This is a genomic window from Nocardioides sp. AX2bis, from assembly GCF_902506435.1.
Taxonomy (GTDB): Bacteria; Actinomycetota; Actinomycetes; order Propionibacteriales; family Nocardioidaceae; genus Nocardioides.
The window spans coordinates 3490003-3504461 of the sequence record NZ_LR733215.1 but is presented as its reverse complement, the minus strand read 5'-3'; the positions used below and the strand labels follow the sequence as shown (position 1 = coordinate 3504461).

Here is a 14459-nt window from a genome sequence, read left to right as displayed (position 1 = left end):
CGGGGCTGTGTGAGCAACGGCACCGGACGTCGGGGACCGCCGGTTCGCGCCCGGTCGGTAGCGTCGGGCGACGTGTCCCCCGCTCCCACCGCTGCCCGCTCCCGTCTCGTCGGCATCGTCCTCGGCGTGCTCGGCCTCGCCGCGCTCGTGGTGCTCGCCGTGGTCCTGCCGCGGCTCGACGGCGCCGAGGTCTCCACCGACTCCTCCGGGGCCGCAGCCGCCGACGAGGCCGTCGAGGCCACCTTGCCGGCGTCCGTGCCGGGCTTCGCCCTGGTCGAGGCCGGCGACGACGCCGGCGCCGCCGAGCTGACCGCGCGCCTCGACAGCGCCGAGGAGCAGCTCGAGCAGACCTACGAGGTGCCGGTGACGGTCGGGCTCTACAACGGCTCCGGCGGCGAGCAGGACCAGCGCACCGCCGTGGTCACCGCCGCCTCGGCCCCGGCCGGTCTGTTCCTGCCCAGCGGACCCGCGCCGGCGCCCGAGCTGGTCGGCCTGGCCCGCAACCAGGCCGAGCTCGTCCGCGTCGGCGACACGATCTGCAACGTCGTCTACGGCGCCCCGGTCGCCCAGGGCGAGCAGGTCGACGACAGCGTCCCGCCGGCCGGCGTGCGGTGCCAGCAGACCGCGTCCGACGGCGTGACCTTCCAGGTGGACGGCACGGGCATGTCGGCGTCCGAGGCCTCCGGGCTGCTCGACGCGCTCACGGCCGAGCAGTAGCCGCTAGCCCAGTCCGCCCTCGCGGAACTCGATCCAGGCGTCGCTCATCCGCTGGGCCTGCCCGGCGGTGAACATGTTCATGCACTCGTCGTCGGAGTAGTCCATGAAGTTGTGGACGGGGTCCAGGCCGGGGGCGGCGCAGGTGTCGGCGCCGACCGGGCAGCCGAACTGGGGCACGGCCTCACGCGGGGTGTCGGCCACGCCGTCGCCGCTGGCCGAGCAGGCGCCCGCGAAGGTGTGCTCCAGCGCCATCCAGTGGCCGACCTCGTGGGTCAGGGTGTCGCCCTGGTTGTAGGGCGCCGCGGTGCCGCCTGGCATCGACTCGTCGAGCATCACCACGCCGTCGACGTAGTCGCGGCCGTTGTTGTAGTCCTTGGGGAAGTAGGCGTAGCCCAGCAGCCCGCCGCCGAGGTCGCCGACGTAGACGTTCAGCGTCTCGGAGTCGCCGGTGTGCAGCTCCTTCTTCATCGCCCGCTCCGCCTTGCCGGGCGCGAGCGAGGCCCAGGCCGGGTTCACCGTGTACGTCGTCCGGTCGAGGTCGAAGCGGAACGGCGTGCCGGACGCGGCGTCGCCGGTCGAGCCCTCGAAGGCGTCGTTGAGGACGCCCATCTGGGCGTCGATCAGCCCGGTGTAGCGCGCACGGTCGGCCCGCTCGGCGGTCACGACGTGGAAGACGGTGTCGACCACGACCGAGCCGGGCGCCGGCAGCGGGTGGGACTTGATGACGCCGTACTTCTTGGCGTCGGTCGGGCTGTAGAGCCGCGGCTCGGTGGCCTCCGACCCCTTCGTCACCCGGGCGGCGGAGGCGTCCGGGCCCGCGTCGACGCAGTCGTCCGCGCCCGGCGCGACGGCGGTCGCCGGGGCCGGCGCGGCGGAGGCGGACGGTGCAGCGCCCGACCCGGCCAGGCAGGCCAGCGCCGTCACGGCGACGGCGGGCAGCAGGCGTACGGGGTGCGGGGCGTGGATGCTCACGAGCACCGACCCTGGCACGCCCGGGCCCGCCTGGGAACGCTCCGGCGGCGTTCCTTCCCGCTCAGGACCAGTAGACGACCACCGTGTCGCCGACCTGCACCTCGTCGAAGAGCGCGGCGATCCCGTCGTAGTCGCGGATGTTGACGCAGCCGTGGGAGGCGCCGCCGTACCCGACGGAGGCGAAGTCCGGCGAGTAGTGCACGGCCTGGCCGCCGGAGAAGAACATGGCGAACGGCATCGAGGTGTCGTAGAGGCTCGAGACGTGGTCGCGGCTCATCGAGAACACCGGGAATTCGCCCTCGCGGGTGGCGGTGGTCGAGCCGCCGAAGCGCGCGTCCATCGTGCGCAGGACGTCACCGTCCACCACCCACCGCAGGGTGCTGGTGGACTTGTCGACGCACATCACCCGCCCGGTGAGGCAGCGCGGGTCGAGCGCGCCCGGCGCGTTCGAGGCGGTGTCGTCGACGGCACCGGTCAGCTCGGCCTCGGTGGGCTCCGTGGTCATCGCCAGCAGCCGGTCCGTCGTGCGCTGGTCGACCTCGCCGGTCACCGGGATCTCCCGCTTGGCCTGGAACCCGCTGACCGCGGCCGCGGTCGTGTCGCCGTAGACGCCGTCGGGGGCGCTGCTCAACCAGGCGATCTGGCGCAGCCGGGCCTGCAGGTCACGGACCTCGTCGCCCTCGGTGCCGGAGCCGAGCAGCGTCGGGCCCGGCACGAGCTCCACCTCCAGCGCCGCGCCCGGCGCCACCCGCCCGCGCGGGGTCGGCCCGGCGACCACCGGCTGCACCACGGTGGGTCGCACCTCGGTGGGTCGTACCTCGGTCCGCGCCGGCTCGGTCGCGGCGCCGCCGGCGACCGGACGGACGTCCGGGGCGAGCACCCAGCTGCCGGCGTACCCGACGGCGACGAGGAGCGCGGCCGCGCCGAGAGTCAGCACGGTGCGGGCGAGGAGGCGGCGCAGGGCGTGGAGGTGGCGCACGGTGGACTCCCGGGTGAACGAGCGCGAGGGGGAAGGGACGGACCCCGGGTGGGGATGCCGTCCATGGTCACCGTTGAGACGTCCCCGGCCCCGCTTTGGTTGCCCGAGCCACGAACGTGTCGCGGGAGGGTGAGCCGTAGGCTCGGTCCCGTGGCCCGCGCCGAGCTCGACAAAGCCCCCGCCGACGTCCGTCGCATGTTCGACGCCGTCGCCCGTCGCTACGACGTCACCAACGACGTCCTGTCGCTGGGCCAGGACCGCCGCTGGCGCCACGAGGTGATCGACGCGGTCGCTCCTCGTCCGGGGGAGAAGGTGCTCGACCTCGCGGCCGGCACCGGCACCTCCAGCCAGCCCTTCGCCGACCGTGGTGCGTGGGTCGTGCCGTGCGACTTCTCGCTCGGGATGCTCGGCGTCGGCAAGGCCGCCCGGCCCGCGCTGCCCTTCACCGCCGGCGACGGCACCCGGCTGCCCTTCGCCGACGACACCTTCGACGCGGTCACCATCTCCTTCGGGCTGCGCAACATCGTCGACCCCGTGGCCGGCCTGCACGAGATGCGTCGGGTGACCCGCCCCGGCGGCCGCCTGGTGGTCTGCGAGTTCAGCCACCCGACGTGGGCGCCGTTCCGGCGCGTCTACCTGGAGTACCTGATGAAGGCGCTGCCGGCGATCGCGCGCGGCGTCTCCTCCTCGCCCGACGCCTACGTCTACCTCGCCGAGTCGATCCGGGCCTGGCCCGACCAGGCCGGCCTCGCCGCCCAGATCGCCGGCGCCGGGTGGGCCTCTCCCGCGTGGCGCAACCTCTCGGGCGGCATCGTGGCGTTGCACCGCGCCACCGCCTGACTCCCACGCCGCCTGACCTGCCCCGATCCCTCCGCCCGGGTCGTCGGAGCCAATTCCGCAACGCCCGCGTGACCTAAATCCCCAGGTCAGCCGCCTAGCAGGTCGGACGTGATCCGGGCCACCCCCGACGTGACGGGGTCGGTCCCGAGTGGCAGACTGTGGCCCGCGCCACTCGTGAACGTCTTCACAAGGTCACGAGGCGTGCGGAGAACTCGGAGGGAACCTGCATGGAGCTCTACACCCCGGTCCTGTGGCTGGCGGGCCTCGCGGCCGGCTTCGCCGTCTTCTCGGTCGCCGTCAGCACCCTGACCGGGCCCGCGCGCTACAACCGGGCCCGTCTGGACTCCTACGAGTGCGGCATCGACCCCACGCCCCAGCCCGTGGGCGGCGGCCGCTTCCCGGTGAAGTACTACACCGTCGCGATGACCTTCATCATCTTCGACGTCGAGATCATGTTCCTGGTCCCGTGGGCGGTCTACTTCGACCAGCTGCAGTGGTTCGGCTTCTTCGCCGTCGTGCTCTTCCTCTTCAACATCACCATCGCCTACGCCTACGAGTGGCGTCGCGGTGGTCTCGACTGGGACTGACCAGCCCCGCCGGACGGCACCGCCGCCCGGTCCCCACGCACCGGACAGCCCCTCCCCACCGGACAGTGACGAAAGGTTCCAGCCATGGGCCTCGAAGAGAAGCTCCCCAGCGGCGTCCTCCTCACGACCGTCGAGGGGGTGGCCGGGTACATGCGCAAGGCGTCGTTCTGGCCCGCGACCTTCGGCCTGGCCTGCTGCGCGATCGAGATGATGACCAGCGGCGGGCCGAAGTACGACATGGCCCGCTTCGGGATGGAGGTCTTCCGCGCCAGCCCGCGCCAGGCCGACCTGATGATCGTGGCCGGACGCGTGAGCCAGAAGATGGCCCCGGTCCTGCGCCAGATCTACGACCAGATGGCCAACCCCAAGTACGTCCTCGCGATGGGCGTCTGCGCCTCCAGCGGCGGGATGTTCAACAACTACGCGATCGTCCAGGGCGTCGACCACGTCGTGCCCGTCGACATGTACCTGCCCGGCTGCCCGCCGCGCCCGGAGATGCTCATCGACGCGATCCTCAAGCTGCACGACCGGGTCCAGGCCGAGAAGCTCGGCCCGAACCGTCGCGCCGAGGTCACCGCGCTCGAGAACGCCGCCCTGGCGGCCGCCCCGACCTCCGACATGACGGGCCTGCTGCGGTGACGCCGCCCGACGGCGAGCGCCCCACCGGCCCCGACGCCCCGGGCCAGCCCGCGGTGGAGCAGTCCCCGGAGAACCTGCCCGCACCCCCGGGCCAGGTCTCCTCGCGCGGCGTGCGGACCGGCATGTTCGGCGCCCACGGCACCGGGGACACCAGCGGGTACGGCGGCCTCGTCGCCCCCGTCGTGTTCCCCGCCCCCACCGGCCGGCCGTTCGGCGGCTGGTTCGACGAGGTCGCCGACGCCCTGGTCGAGCACCTGGCGGGCCTCGGCGGCGACCACGCGCACGCGATCGGCGCCGTCGTCGTCGACCGCGGCGAGATCACCTTCCACGTGCGCCGCGAGGACCTCCTCGAGGTCGCCCGCGCGCTGCGCGACGACCCGCGGCTGCGCTTCGAGCTGTGCTCCTCGGTCAGCGGGGTGCACTACCCCGACGACACGGGCCGCGAGCTGCACGCGGTGCACCACCTGCTCTCGATGACCTACAACCGTCGGATCCGGCTCGAGGTCGGCGTGCCCGACAGCGACCCCCGCCTGCCGTCGGTCGTGCCGGTCTACCCGACCGCCGACTGGCACGAGCGGGAGGCGTTCGACATGTTCGGACTCGTCTTCGAGGGCCACCCCGCGCTCACGCGCATCCTCATGCCCGACGACTGGCCGGGCCACCCCCAGCGCAAGGACTACCCGCTGGGCGGGATCCCTGTCGAGTACAAGGGCGGCACCGTGCCGCCGCCGGACCAGCGGAGGTCCTACACCTGATGACCACCTTCGAACCAGGCCCCGGCCGCGCCGCAGGCGCGCAGGAGGACCTCTACGCCGGATCGTCCGAGACCACCGAGGGACGGGTCTTCACCGTCACCGGCCAGGACTGGGACTCCATCACCGAGGGGCTCGCGGAGGGCGACGAGGAACGTGTCGTCGTCAACATGGGCCCCCAGCACCCCTCCACGCACGGCGTGCTGCGCCTGATCCTCGAGCTGGAGGGCGAGACGGTCTCCGAGGCCCGCTGCGGCATCGGCTACCTCCACACCGGCATCGAGAAGAACATGGAGTACCGCACCTGGGTGCAGGGCACCACCTTCTGCACCCGGATGGACTACCTCGCGCCGTTCTTCAACGAGGCGACCTACTGCCTCGGCGTCGAGCGCCTGCTGGGCATCGAGGACGACATCCCCGAGAAGGCCAGCGTCATGCGGGTCCTGATGATGGAGCTGAACCGGATCTCCTCGCACCTGGTGGCCATCGCCACCGGCGGCATGGAGCTCGGGGCGCTCACGGTGATGACCATCGGCTTCCGCGAGCGCGAGCTGGTCCTCGACCTGTTCGAGCTGATCACCGGGCTGCGGATGAACCACGCGTTCATCCGGCCCGGCGGCGTCGCCCAGGACCTCCCGCCGGGCGCCCTGGAGGAGATCGGTTCCTTCGTGGCGCTGATGCGCAAGCGGCTGCCCGAGATCGAGGCGCTGTGCAACGCCAACCCGATCTTCAAGGCCCGTCTGGAGGGCATCGGCACCCTCGACCTCGAGGGCTGCCTGGCCCTGGGCCTGACCGGCCCGCCGCTGCGGGCCACCGGCTACCCCTGGGACCTGCGCAAGACCCAGCCGTACTGCGGCTACGAGACCTACGACTTCGACGTCCAGACCTGGGACACCGCCGACTCGTACGGCCGCTTCCGCGTGCGCGTCAACGAGATGCACGAGTCCCTGAAGATCGTCGAGCAGGCCGCCGAGCGCCTCGCCGGCCTCGAGGGCGCCCCGGTGATGGTGGCCGACAAGAAGATCGCCTGGCCCAGCCAGCTCTCGATCGGCTCCGACGGGATGGGCAACAGTCTCGACCACATCCGCCACATCATGGGCGAGTCCATGGAGGGCCTGATCCACCACTTCAAGCTGGTCACCGAGGGCTTCCGGGTGCCGGCCGGCCAGGCGTACGTGCCGATCGAGTCGCCCCGCGGCGAGCTCGGCGCCCACGTGGTCAGCGACGGCGGCACGCGTCCCTTCCGGGCGCACTTCCGTGACCCGTCCTTCACCAACCTGCAGGCCACCAGCGTGATGGCCGAGGGCGGCATGATCGCCGACGTGATCGTGGCGATCGCCTCCATCGACCCCGTGATGGGAGGTGTCGACCGGTGATCGACGAGACCACCCGCGCCGAGCTGCGGCAGATCGCGGCCCGCTACCCCGAGGCCCGCTCGGGCCTGCTGCCGATGCTGCACCTGGTGCAGTCCGCCGAGGGCCGCGTCACCAGCGACGGCATCGAGACCTGCGCCGAGATCCTCGGGCTCTCGGCCGCCGAGGTCAGCGGTGTCGCGACGTTCTACACGATGTACAAGCGCAAGCCGGTGGGGGAGTACCACGTCGGGGTCTGCACCAACACGCTGTGCGCGGTGATGGGCGGCGACGTCATCTTCGAGCGGCTCCAGCAGCACCTCGAGGTCGGCAACGACGAGACCACCACCGACGGCAAGATCACCCTCGAGCACCTCGAGTGCAACGCGGCCTGCGACTACGCCCCGGTGATGATGGTCAACTGGGAGTTCATGGACGACCAGACCCCGGCCTCGGCCACGGCGGTCGTCGACGACCTGCGTGCCGGCAAGGAGGTCCGCTCCACCCGCGGCCCGCGCATCTGCACCTGGCGCGAGGCCGAGCGGGTCCTGGCCGGCTTCCCCGACGACCGCGCCGACGAGGGCCCCTCCGCGGGCCACGCCAGCCTGGTCGGCCTCGGGATCGCCCGCGAGCGCGGCTGGACCGCGCCCGACAGCGACGCGCAGGTCACGCAGGGGGCGGACGCCGGCGTGCCGGAGGAGCCCGCGCAGTCCGTCGCGGCGGCCGAGGAGTCCGACGACTCCATGGCCACCGCGGCCGCGGTCGAGGCCGACAGCCCGACCGACACCACCGCAGCCGAGAAGGGCGACGCGACGTGAGCGAGATCAGCACCCTGACCCCGGTCCTCACCGACGACTGGGACGCCGAGCGCAGCTGGACCCTGGAGACCTACGAGGCCCGCGGCGGCTACCGCGCCCTCGACGTCGCCCTGGGCATGGAGCCCCCCGCCGTGGTCGAGGCCGTCAAGGCCTCCGGCCTGCGCGGACGCGGCGGCGCCGGGTTCCCGACCGGGATGAAGTGGAGCTTCATCCCCCAGGACAACCCCAAGCCGAAGTACCTCGTGGTCAACGCCGACGAGTCCGAGCCGGGCACCTGCAAGGACACCCCGCTGATGATGGCCAGCCCCCACCTGCTGGTGGAGGGCGTGATCATCTCCAGCTACGCCATCCGGGCCCACCACGCCTTCATCTACATCCGCGGCGAGATCCTCCACGTCGTGCGGCGCGTGCAGAAGGCGGTGCAGGAGGCCTACCTCGCCGGCCACCTCGGCAAGGACATCCACGGGTCCGGCTACGACCTCGACGTCGTGGTCCACACCGGCGCCGGCGCCTACATCTGCGGCGAGGAGACGGCGCTGCTGGAGGGCCTCGAGGGCCGCCGCGGCCAGCCCCGCCTGCGCCCGCCGTTCCCGGCCGTCGCCGGGCTGTACGCCAGCCCCACCGTGATCAACAACGTCGAGTCGATCGCCTCGGTGCCGAGCATCATCGGCCGCGGCGCCGACTGGTTCGCCTCCATGGGCACCGAGAAGTCCCAGGGCTTCGGGATCTTCTCCCTCTCCGGGCACGTGCGCCGCCCCGGGCAGTACGAGGCCCCGCTCGGGATCACCCTGCGTCAGCTGATCGACCTCGCCGGCGGCATCCGCGAGGGCCACGAGCTGAAGTTCTGGACCCCCGGCGGCTCCAGCACGCCGATCCTGACCGCCGAGCACCTCGACGTCCCGCTGGACTTCGAGGGCGTCGCCGGTGCCGGGTCGATGCTGGGCACCCGGGCGCTGCAGGTCTTCGACGAGACCACCTGCGTGCTGCGGGCGGTGCTGCGCTGGACCGAGTTCTACAAGCACGAGTCCTGCGGCAAGTGCACCCCGTGCCGCGAGGGCACCTGGTGGCTGGTGCAGACCCTCGCCCGGCTCGAGGCCGGTCAGGGCTCCCCCGAGGACCTCGACCTGCTGCTCGACCAGTGCGACAACATCCTGGGCCGCTCGTTCTGCGCGCTCGGCGACGGGGCGACCAGCCCCATCTCCAGCTCGATCCAGCACTTCCGCGACGAGTACCTCGCCCACCTCGAGCACGGCGGCTGCCCGTTCGACCCGGCCGCCTCCACCCTGTTCGCCGACGCCGCGGTGCCGGCCACCACCGGAGCCTGAGCCATGACCACCACGCCCGAGAAGGCCCAGCACGACCAGCGCACCGACCTGGTCACCGTCACCATCGACGGCGTCCAGACCAGCGTGCCGAAGGGCACCCTGGTGATCCGGGCCGCCGAGCAGGTCGGCATCCAGATCCCGCGCTTCTGCGACCACCCGCTGCTGGAGCCCGTCGGCGCCTGCCGCCAGTGCCTGGTCGAGGTCCCCGACGCCGGCAACGGGCGGGGCATGCCCAAGCCGCAGGCCTCGTGCACGCTGCCGGTCGCCGAGGGCATGGTCGTCAGCACCCAGGCCACCAGCCCGGTCGCCGACAAGGCCCAGCAGGGCGTGATGGAGTTCCTGCTGGTCAACCACCCGCTGGACTGCCCCGTCTGCGACAAGGGCGGGGAGTGCCCGCTGCAGAACCAGGCGATGTCCAACGGCCGCGGGGAGTCCCGCTTCTCCGGCTCGGGCGGGGTCAAGCGGACCTACCCCAAGCCGATCAACATCTCCGCCAACGTGCTGCTCGACCGGGAGCGCTGCGTGCTCTGTGCCCGCTGCACCCGCTTCTCCGAGCAGATCGCGGGCGACCCCTTCATCGCGCTGGTCGAGCGCGGCGCGCTGCAGCAGGTCGGCATCTACGAGAAGGAGCCGCTGCAGTCGTACTTCTCGGGCAACACCATCCAGATCTGCCCGGTGGGCGCGCTGACCTCCGCGGAGTACCGCTTCCGCTCGCGGCCCTTCGACCTCGTCTCCACCCCGGCCGTCGGTGAGCACGACGCCTGCGGCGCCGCGATCCGCGTCGACCACCGTCGCGGCAAGGTGATGCGCCGCCTGGCCGGCAACGACCCCGAGGTCAACGAGGAGTGGATCACCGACAAGGACCGCTTCGGCTTCGCCTACACCCGCGAGCAGGACCGGCTGACCTACCCCCAGGTGCGCGACGAGGACGGCTCGCTGCGTCCGGCGTCGTGGCCCGAGGCCTTCGCCGTGGCCGCCCGCGGGCTGGAGCGGGCCCGGGCCGCCGGCGGCGTGGGCGTGCTGCCCGGCGGTCGGCTGACCGCCGAGGACGCCTTCGCGTACAGCTCCTTCGCGCGCGTCGCGCTCGGCACGAACGACGTCGACTTCCGCGCCCGTCCGCACTCGGCGGAGGAGGCCGACTTCCTGGCCTCCACGGTCGTGCTCGGCACGCCCTGGGACGGTGGGGTCTCCTACGCCGACCTCGAGACCGCCCCGGTCGTCGTGCTCGTCGGCCTGGAGCCCGAGGACGAGGCCGGCACGATCTTCCTGCGGCTCCGCAAGGGGGTCCTCCACGGCACCACCCGGGTCGTGTCCGTCGCCCCGTTCGCCACCCGCGGGCTGGAGAAGCTCGACGGGCGCCTGGTCCCGACCGCGCCCGGCGAGGAGGCCGCCGCCCTGGCGGCGCTCGTCGAGCAGGGCGAGTTCGGCGTCGACAAGCACGCCGTGGTGCTCCTGGGCGAGCGTCTGGCGACCTCGCCCGGCGCCTTCTCGGCCGCCGCCGCCCTCGCCGCGCGCACCGGGGCCCGGCTGGCCTGGGTGCCGCGCCGCGCCGGTGACCGCGGTGCCGTCGAGACCGGCTGCCTGCCCGGCCTGCTCCCCGGCGGACGCCCCGTGGTCGACCCCGCCGCCCGCGTGGACGCCGCCGCCGCCTGGGGCGTGCCCACGCTGCCGGAGGCCGTCGGGCGTGACGCCGACGCGATCGTGGCCGCCGCGGCCGCCGGTGACCTGGCCGGGCTCGTGGTCGGCGGGGTCGACCCCGACGACACCGCGGACCCCGCCGCCTTCCGGGCCGCGCTCGCCGCGGCCTCCTTCGTCGTGGCGCTCGAGCTGCGCGAGACCGATGTGACCCGGGCCGCCGACGTGGTCCTGCCCGTCGCCCCGGTCTGCGACAAGCCCGGCACCTTCATCACCTGGGAGGGCCGCCCGCGGCCCTTCGCCGCGGTCTTCGCCGACCCGCGCTCGCTGCCCGACACCCGGGCGCTGGCGGGCATCGCCGAGGAGCTCGGCCGTCCGCTCGGCTTCCGTACGCCCGAGCAGGCGCGCACCGCGATGGAGCAGATGGGCCCCTGGGACGGTGCCCGTCCGGCCGCTCCCCAGGTCCCCGCCGCGGCACCCTCGCCCGGCGAGGGGCTGGTGCTGGCCAGCTGGAAGCAGATGCTCGACGACGCCTCGCTGCTCGACGGCGACACGTACCTCGCCGCGACCGCCCGCCCGCCCGTCGCCCGCGTCGCGCCGTCCGCCCACGCCGCGCTCGGTGACGCCGTCACCCTGACCGGCGACCGCGGCACCCTGACCCTGCCCGTCGTCCCCACCGTCGGCCTCATGGAGGGCGTCGTGTGGGTCCCCGCCCGCTCCGCCGGCGGCGGCGTGCTGGCCGACCTCGCCTCCCCGGGCACCCGCGTCACCGTGAGAGGAGCCGAGCTGTGAGCCTCGACGTCTTCGGCCAGGACCCGTGGTGGCTCTCGGCCATCAAGGCCGTGATCATCTTCGTGATCCTGGTCCTGCTCACCCTGTTCAACATCTGGTGGGAGCGCAAGGTCGTCGCCCGGATGCAGCACCGCATCGGGCCCAACGTGCACGGTCCCTTCGGGCTGCTCCAGTCCCTCGCCGACGGCGTGAAGCTGGCGCTGAAGGAGGACATCGTCCCCAAGGCCGCCGACAAGGTGGTCTTCATCATCGCCCCGGTGATCACCGTGGTGCCGGCCTTCGTGACCTTCTCGGTCATCCCGTTCGGTCCCGAGGTCGGCGTCCCGTTCAGCGACCTCACGACCCCGCTGCAGCTGACCGACATGCCGGTGGCGGTGCTGTTCGTGATGGCGATCGCCTCGATCGGCATCTACGGCATCGTGCTCGGCGGCTGGTCGAGCGGGTCGACGTACTCCCTGCTCGGCGGGCTGCGCTCGAGCGCCCAGATGATCTCGTACGAGGTCTCGATGGGCCTGGCCCTGGTCGCGGTCTTCCTCTACGCCGGCTCGCTGTCGACCTCCGAGATCGTCGCGGCCCAGGAGGACTGGTGGTTCGGGCTGGTCCTGCTGCCGAGCTTCGTGGTCTACGTGATCTCGATGGTGGGGGAGACCAACCGTGCGCCCTTCGACCTCCCCGAGGCCGAGGGCGAGCTGGTGGGCGGGTTCCACACCGAGTACTCCTCGCTGAAGTTCGCGCTGTTCTTCCTCGGCGAGTACATCAACATGGCCACCGTCTCCGCCCTGGCCACGACGCTGTTCCTCGGCGGCTGGCGCGCCCCGTTCTGGATCGACAAGCTGTACCCGGGCTTCAACGAGGGCTACTGGCCGGTGCTGTGGTTCTTCGGCAAGGTCCTCGGCTTCATCTTCATGTTCATCTGGCTCCGCGGGACGCTGCCGCGGCTGCGCTACGACCAGTTCATGGACTTCGGCTGGAAGGTCCTCATCCCGGTCTCGCTGGCCTGGATCGTGGCCGTCGCCGCCATCCGCGCCGCCACGCTCGACGGCGGCCTGGACCGCCAGGGCCTGATCGTGGTCGGCGCCGTGGTCGCCGTCGTCCTGGTCGCGCTGCTGTTCGTCGGCGGCGACGAGTCCGAGGACGTCTCGCCGGTCGCCGAGCCCACCGGCGCGTTCCCGATCCCGTCGCTGCCCGAGGGCGGTGCCGTGCGCGGTGCCGCCGCGCCGCTGGTCTTCCCGACCTCGGCCACCCCGACCACCCCCGGCAGCACCACCGGCCCCTCCGGCGGCAGCGCCGCCGGGACCGCCACCGCCACCCGCACCGCGCACGAGGAGAGCTGATGGCAGACAAGCCCCAGGGGCCCACGCTCAAGGAGCAGTTCTGGGACCCCGTCGCCGGCTTCGGCGTCACGTTCCGGACCATGTTCCGCAAGGTCGTCACCGAGCAGTACCCGTTCGAGAAGCTGCCCACGGCACCCCGCTTCCACGGCCGTCACCAGCTCAACCGGTGGCCCGACGGGCTGGAGAAGTGCATCGGCTGCGAGCTGTGCGCCTGGGCCTGCCCGGCCGACGCGATCTACGTCGAGGGCGACGCCAACACCGACGAGCACCGCATGTCACCCGGTGAGCGGTACGGCCGCGTCTACCAGATCAACTACCTGCGCTGCATCCTGTGCGGACTCTGCATCGAGGCCTGCCCGACGCGGGCGCTGACGATGACCAACGAGTACGAGCTGGCCGACGACAACCGCGCCGACCTGATCTACGAGAAGTCCGACCTGCTCGCGCCCCTGCTGCCCGGCATGGAGCAGCCGCCCCACGCGATGCTGCTCGGCGACGACGAGGCCGACTACTACCGCGGGACGTACGCCGCCCCCGCCCCGGCGGGCCGGGAGGGCGAGAAGTGATCGCGTTCTGGGTCCTCGCGCCGATCATGGTGATCTGCGCGGTGGGCATCCTCGTGGTGCGCAAGGCCGTCCACGCCGCCCTGCTGCTGGCCGTGGTCATGATCAGCCTGGCGGTGCTCTACGCCGTGCTGGAGGCGCCGTTCCTGTTCGCGGTGCAGATCATCGTCTACACCGGCGCCATCCTGATGCTCTTCCTCTTCGTCGTCATGCTCGTCGGCGTCGACGCCTCGGACTCGGTCGTGGAGACCATCCGCGGGCAGCGCCCGATGGCGATCGGGATGGGCCTGGTGCTGGGCGTGATCCTGGTCCTCGGGGTGGCGCAGCTGTCGCTGGGCACCCTGGTCGGCCTGGAGGAGGTCAACGCCCCGGGCAACATCCAGGCGCTGGCCGACCTGCTCTTCTCGCGCTACGTCGTGGCCTTCGAGGTCACCGCGGCGCTGCTGATCACCGCCGCGCTCGGCGCGATGGTGCTCGCGCACCGCGAGCGCCTGGTGCCCAAGCCCAAGCAGGTCGACCTGGCCCGCCGCCGGATGGCCGAGTACGCCGCGACCGGCCGGCACCCCGGCCCGCTGCCCCCGCCCGGCGTCTACGCCCGCCACAACGCCGTCGACACCCCGGCGCTGCTGCCCGACGGCAGCGCCGCGCCGACCTCGGTCTCCCGGGTGCTGCTGGCCCGTGGCACCGTGCGCCCCGCCCCCCGCCAGGACGTCACCGACGTGGCCGCCGCGGCGCAGGGCGTACCCGGGGGTGCCGGCTCGCCGGCGCCGACCACCTCGGGCGCGAACACCGAGAACCCCGCCCGACGTGATGAGGAGGGACGCCCGTGAGCGGCGACGTGACGCCCTACATCGTGCTCTCCGCGATCCTGTTCACCATCGGCTCGGTCGGGGTGCTCACCCGGCGCAACGCCATCGTGGTGTTCATGTGCGTCGAGCTGATGCTCAACGCCTGCAACCTCGCGTTCGTCGCCTTCGCGCGACAGCACGGCAACCTCGACGGGCAGGTGGCCGCGTTCTTCGTGATGGTCGTCGCCGCGGCCGAGGTCGTCGTGGGACTGGCGATCATCATGACCATCTTCCGTACCCGTCGCTCGGCCTCGGTCGACGACGCGAGCCTGCTGAAGTTCTGAGGGACGGATGTCTGCACTCACC

The 14459-nt window shown here is 72.5% G+C and carries 15 protein-coding genes; 13 read left to right on the top strand and 2 right to left on the bottom strand.

Translation table 11 applies throughout. From position 1 onward, the window contains the following. The first annotated feature begins 72 nt into the window (after nucleotides 1-72). The gene (locus tag GV155_RS16825; protein WP_160009819.1) at nucleotides 73-717 is read left to right on the top strand and encodes a hypothetical protein; all 645 of its coding nucleotides are present in this window, start codon (nucleotides 73-75) and stop codon (nucleotides 715-717) included. A gap of 3 nt (nucleotides 718-720) precedes the next feature. Here GV155_RS16825 and GV155_RS16820 read toward each other — a convergent pair whose 3' ends face one another. Both GV155_RS16820 and GV155_RS16815 read right to left on the bottom strand, forming a co-directional pair. After that, nucleotides 721-1689, bottom strand: a complete 969-nt coding sequence (locus tag GV155_RS16820) for a zinc metalloprotease (RefSeq protein WP_201300216.1) — start codon at nucleotides 1687-1689, stop codon at nucleotides 721-723. A gap of 61 nt (nucleotides 1690-1750) precedes the next feature. Beyond that, nucleotides 1751-2668: a L,D-transpeptidase family protein gene (locus GV155_RS16815; RefSeq protein WP_236554385.1), complete on the bottom strand. Its 918-nt coding sequence runs from the start codon at nucleotides 2666-2668 to the stop codon at nucleotides 1751-1753. Nucleotides 2669-2818: 150 nt separating this feature from the next. Between GV155_RS16815 and GV155_RS16810 the strand changes: the two genes are divergently transcribed. The 12 genes from GV155_RS16810 to nuoK all read left to right on the top strand — a co-directional run bounded on the left by GV155_RS16810 (nucleotide 2819) and on the right by nuoK (nucleotide 14437). Then, nucleotides 2819-3508, top strand: coding sequence for a demethylmenaquinone methyltransferase (locus GV155_RS16810; protein WP_160009817.1), 690 nt, complete (start codon nucleotides 2819-2821; stop codon nucleotides 3506-3508). A gap of 227 nt (nucleotides 3509-3735) precedes the next feature. Beyond that, on the top strand, nucleotides 3736-4095 hold the full coding sequence (locus GV155_RS16805) for an NADH-quinone oxidoreductase subunit A (RefSeq protein WP_160009815.1): 360 nt from the start codon (nucleotides 3736-3738) through the stop codon (nucleotides 4093-4095). Nucleotides 4096-4179: 84 nt separating this feature from the next. Then, a complete protein-coding gene (locus GV155_RS16800; protein WP_160009813.1) occupies nucleotides 4180-4734 on the top strand; it encodes a NuoB/complex I 20 kDa subunit family protein in 555 nt (184 codons plus the stop codon). Continuing rightward, a complete protein-coding gene (locus GV155_RS16795) occupies nucleotides 4731-5489 on the top strand; it encodes an NADH-quinone oxidoreductase subunit C (protein WP_160009811.1) in 759 nt (252 codons plus the stop codon). Before GV155_RS16800 ends, GV155_RS16795 begins: the two co-directional genes overlap by 4 nt. Further along, nucleotides 5489-6862, top strand: a complete 1374-nt coding sequence (locus tag GV155_RS16790) for an NADH-quinone oxidoreductase subunit D (RefSeq protein WP_160009809.1) — start codon at nucleotides 5489-5491, stop codon at nucleotides 6860-6862. The genes GV155_RS16795 and GV155_RS16790 overlap by 1 nt, the downstream gene beginning before the upstream one ends. Next, complete coding sequence (gene nuoE / locus GV155_RS16785; protein WP_160009807.1) at nucleotides 6859-7656, top strand: NADH-quinone oxidoreductase subunit NuoE; 798 nt, start codon at nucleotides 6859-6861, stop codon at nucleotides 7654-7656. Before GV155_RS16790 ends, nuoE begins: the two co-directional genes overlap by 4 nt. Nucleotides 7657-7661: 5 nt before the next feature. After that, the gene (nuoF, locus tag GV155_RS16780; RefSeq protein ID WP_160011528.1) at nucleotides 7662-8981 is read left to right on the top strand and encodes an NADH-quinone oxidoreductase subunit NuoF; all 1320 of its coding nucleotides are present in this window, start codon (nucleotides 7662-7664) and stop codon (nucleotides 8979-8981) included. 3 nt (nucleotides 8982-8984) lie between these two features. Further along, entirely contained in the window at nucleotides 8985-11408 is a 2424-nt protein-coding gene (locus tag GV155_RS16775; RefSeq protein ID WP_160009805.1) for an NADH-quinone oxidoreductase subunit G, read from the top strand. Next, nucleotides 11405-12742 (top strand): NADH-quinone oxidoreductase subunit NuoH, encoded by a 1338-nt coding sequence (gene nuoH, locus GV155_RS16770; protein ID WP_160009803.1) that lies wholly within the window; start codon nucleotides 11405-11407, stop codon nucleotides 12740-12742. The genes GV155_RS16775 and nuoH overlap by 4 nt, the downstream gene beginning before the upstream one ends. Next, the gene (gene nuoI / locus GV155_RS16765; RefSeq protein WP_160009801.1) at nucleotides 12742-13308 is read left to right on the top strand and encodes an NADH-quinone oxidoreductase subunit NuoI; all 567 of its coding nucleotides are present in this window, start codon (nucleotides 12742-12744) and stop codon (nucleotides 13306-13308) included. The genes nuoH and nuoI overlap by 1 nt, the downstream gene beginning before the upstream one ends. Further along, nucleotides 13305-14135 carry an NADH-quinone oxidoreductase subunit J gene (locus tag GV155_RS16760; RefSeq protein WP_160009799.1) on the top strand — a complete coding sequence of 277 codons (831 nt, stop codon included), beginning with the start codon at nucleotides 13305-13307 and terminating at the stop codon, nucleotides 14133-14135. The genes nuoI and GV155_RS16760 overlap by 4 nt, the downstream gene beginning before the upstream one ends. Before the next feature lie 8 nt (nucleotides 14136-14143). Then, nucleotides 14144-14437 carry an NADH-quinone oxidoreductase subunit NuoK gene (gene nuoK, locus GV155_RS16755; RefSeq protein ID WP_160011526.1) on the top strand — a complete coding sequence of 98 codons (294 nt, stop codon included), beginning with the start codon at nucleotides 14144-14146 and terminating at the stop codon, nucleotides 14435-14437. The last annotated feature ends 22 nt before the right edge of the window (nucleotides 14438-14459 follow it).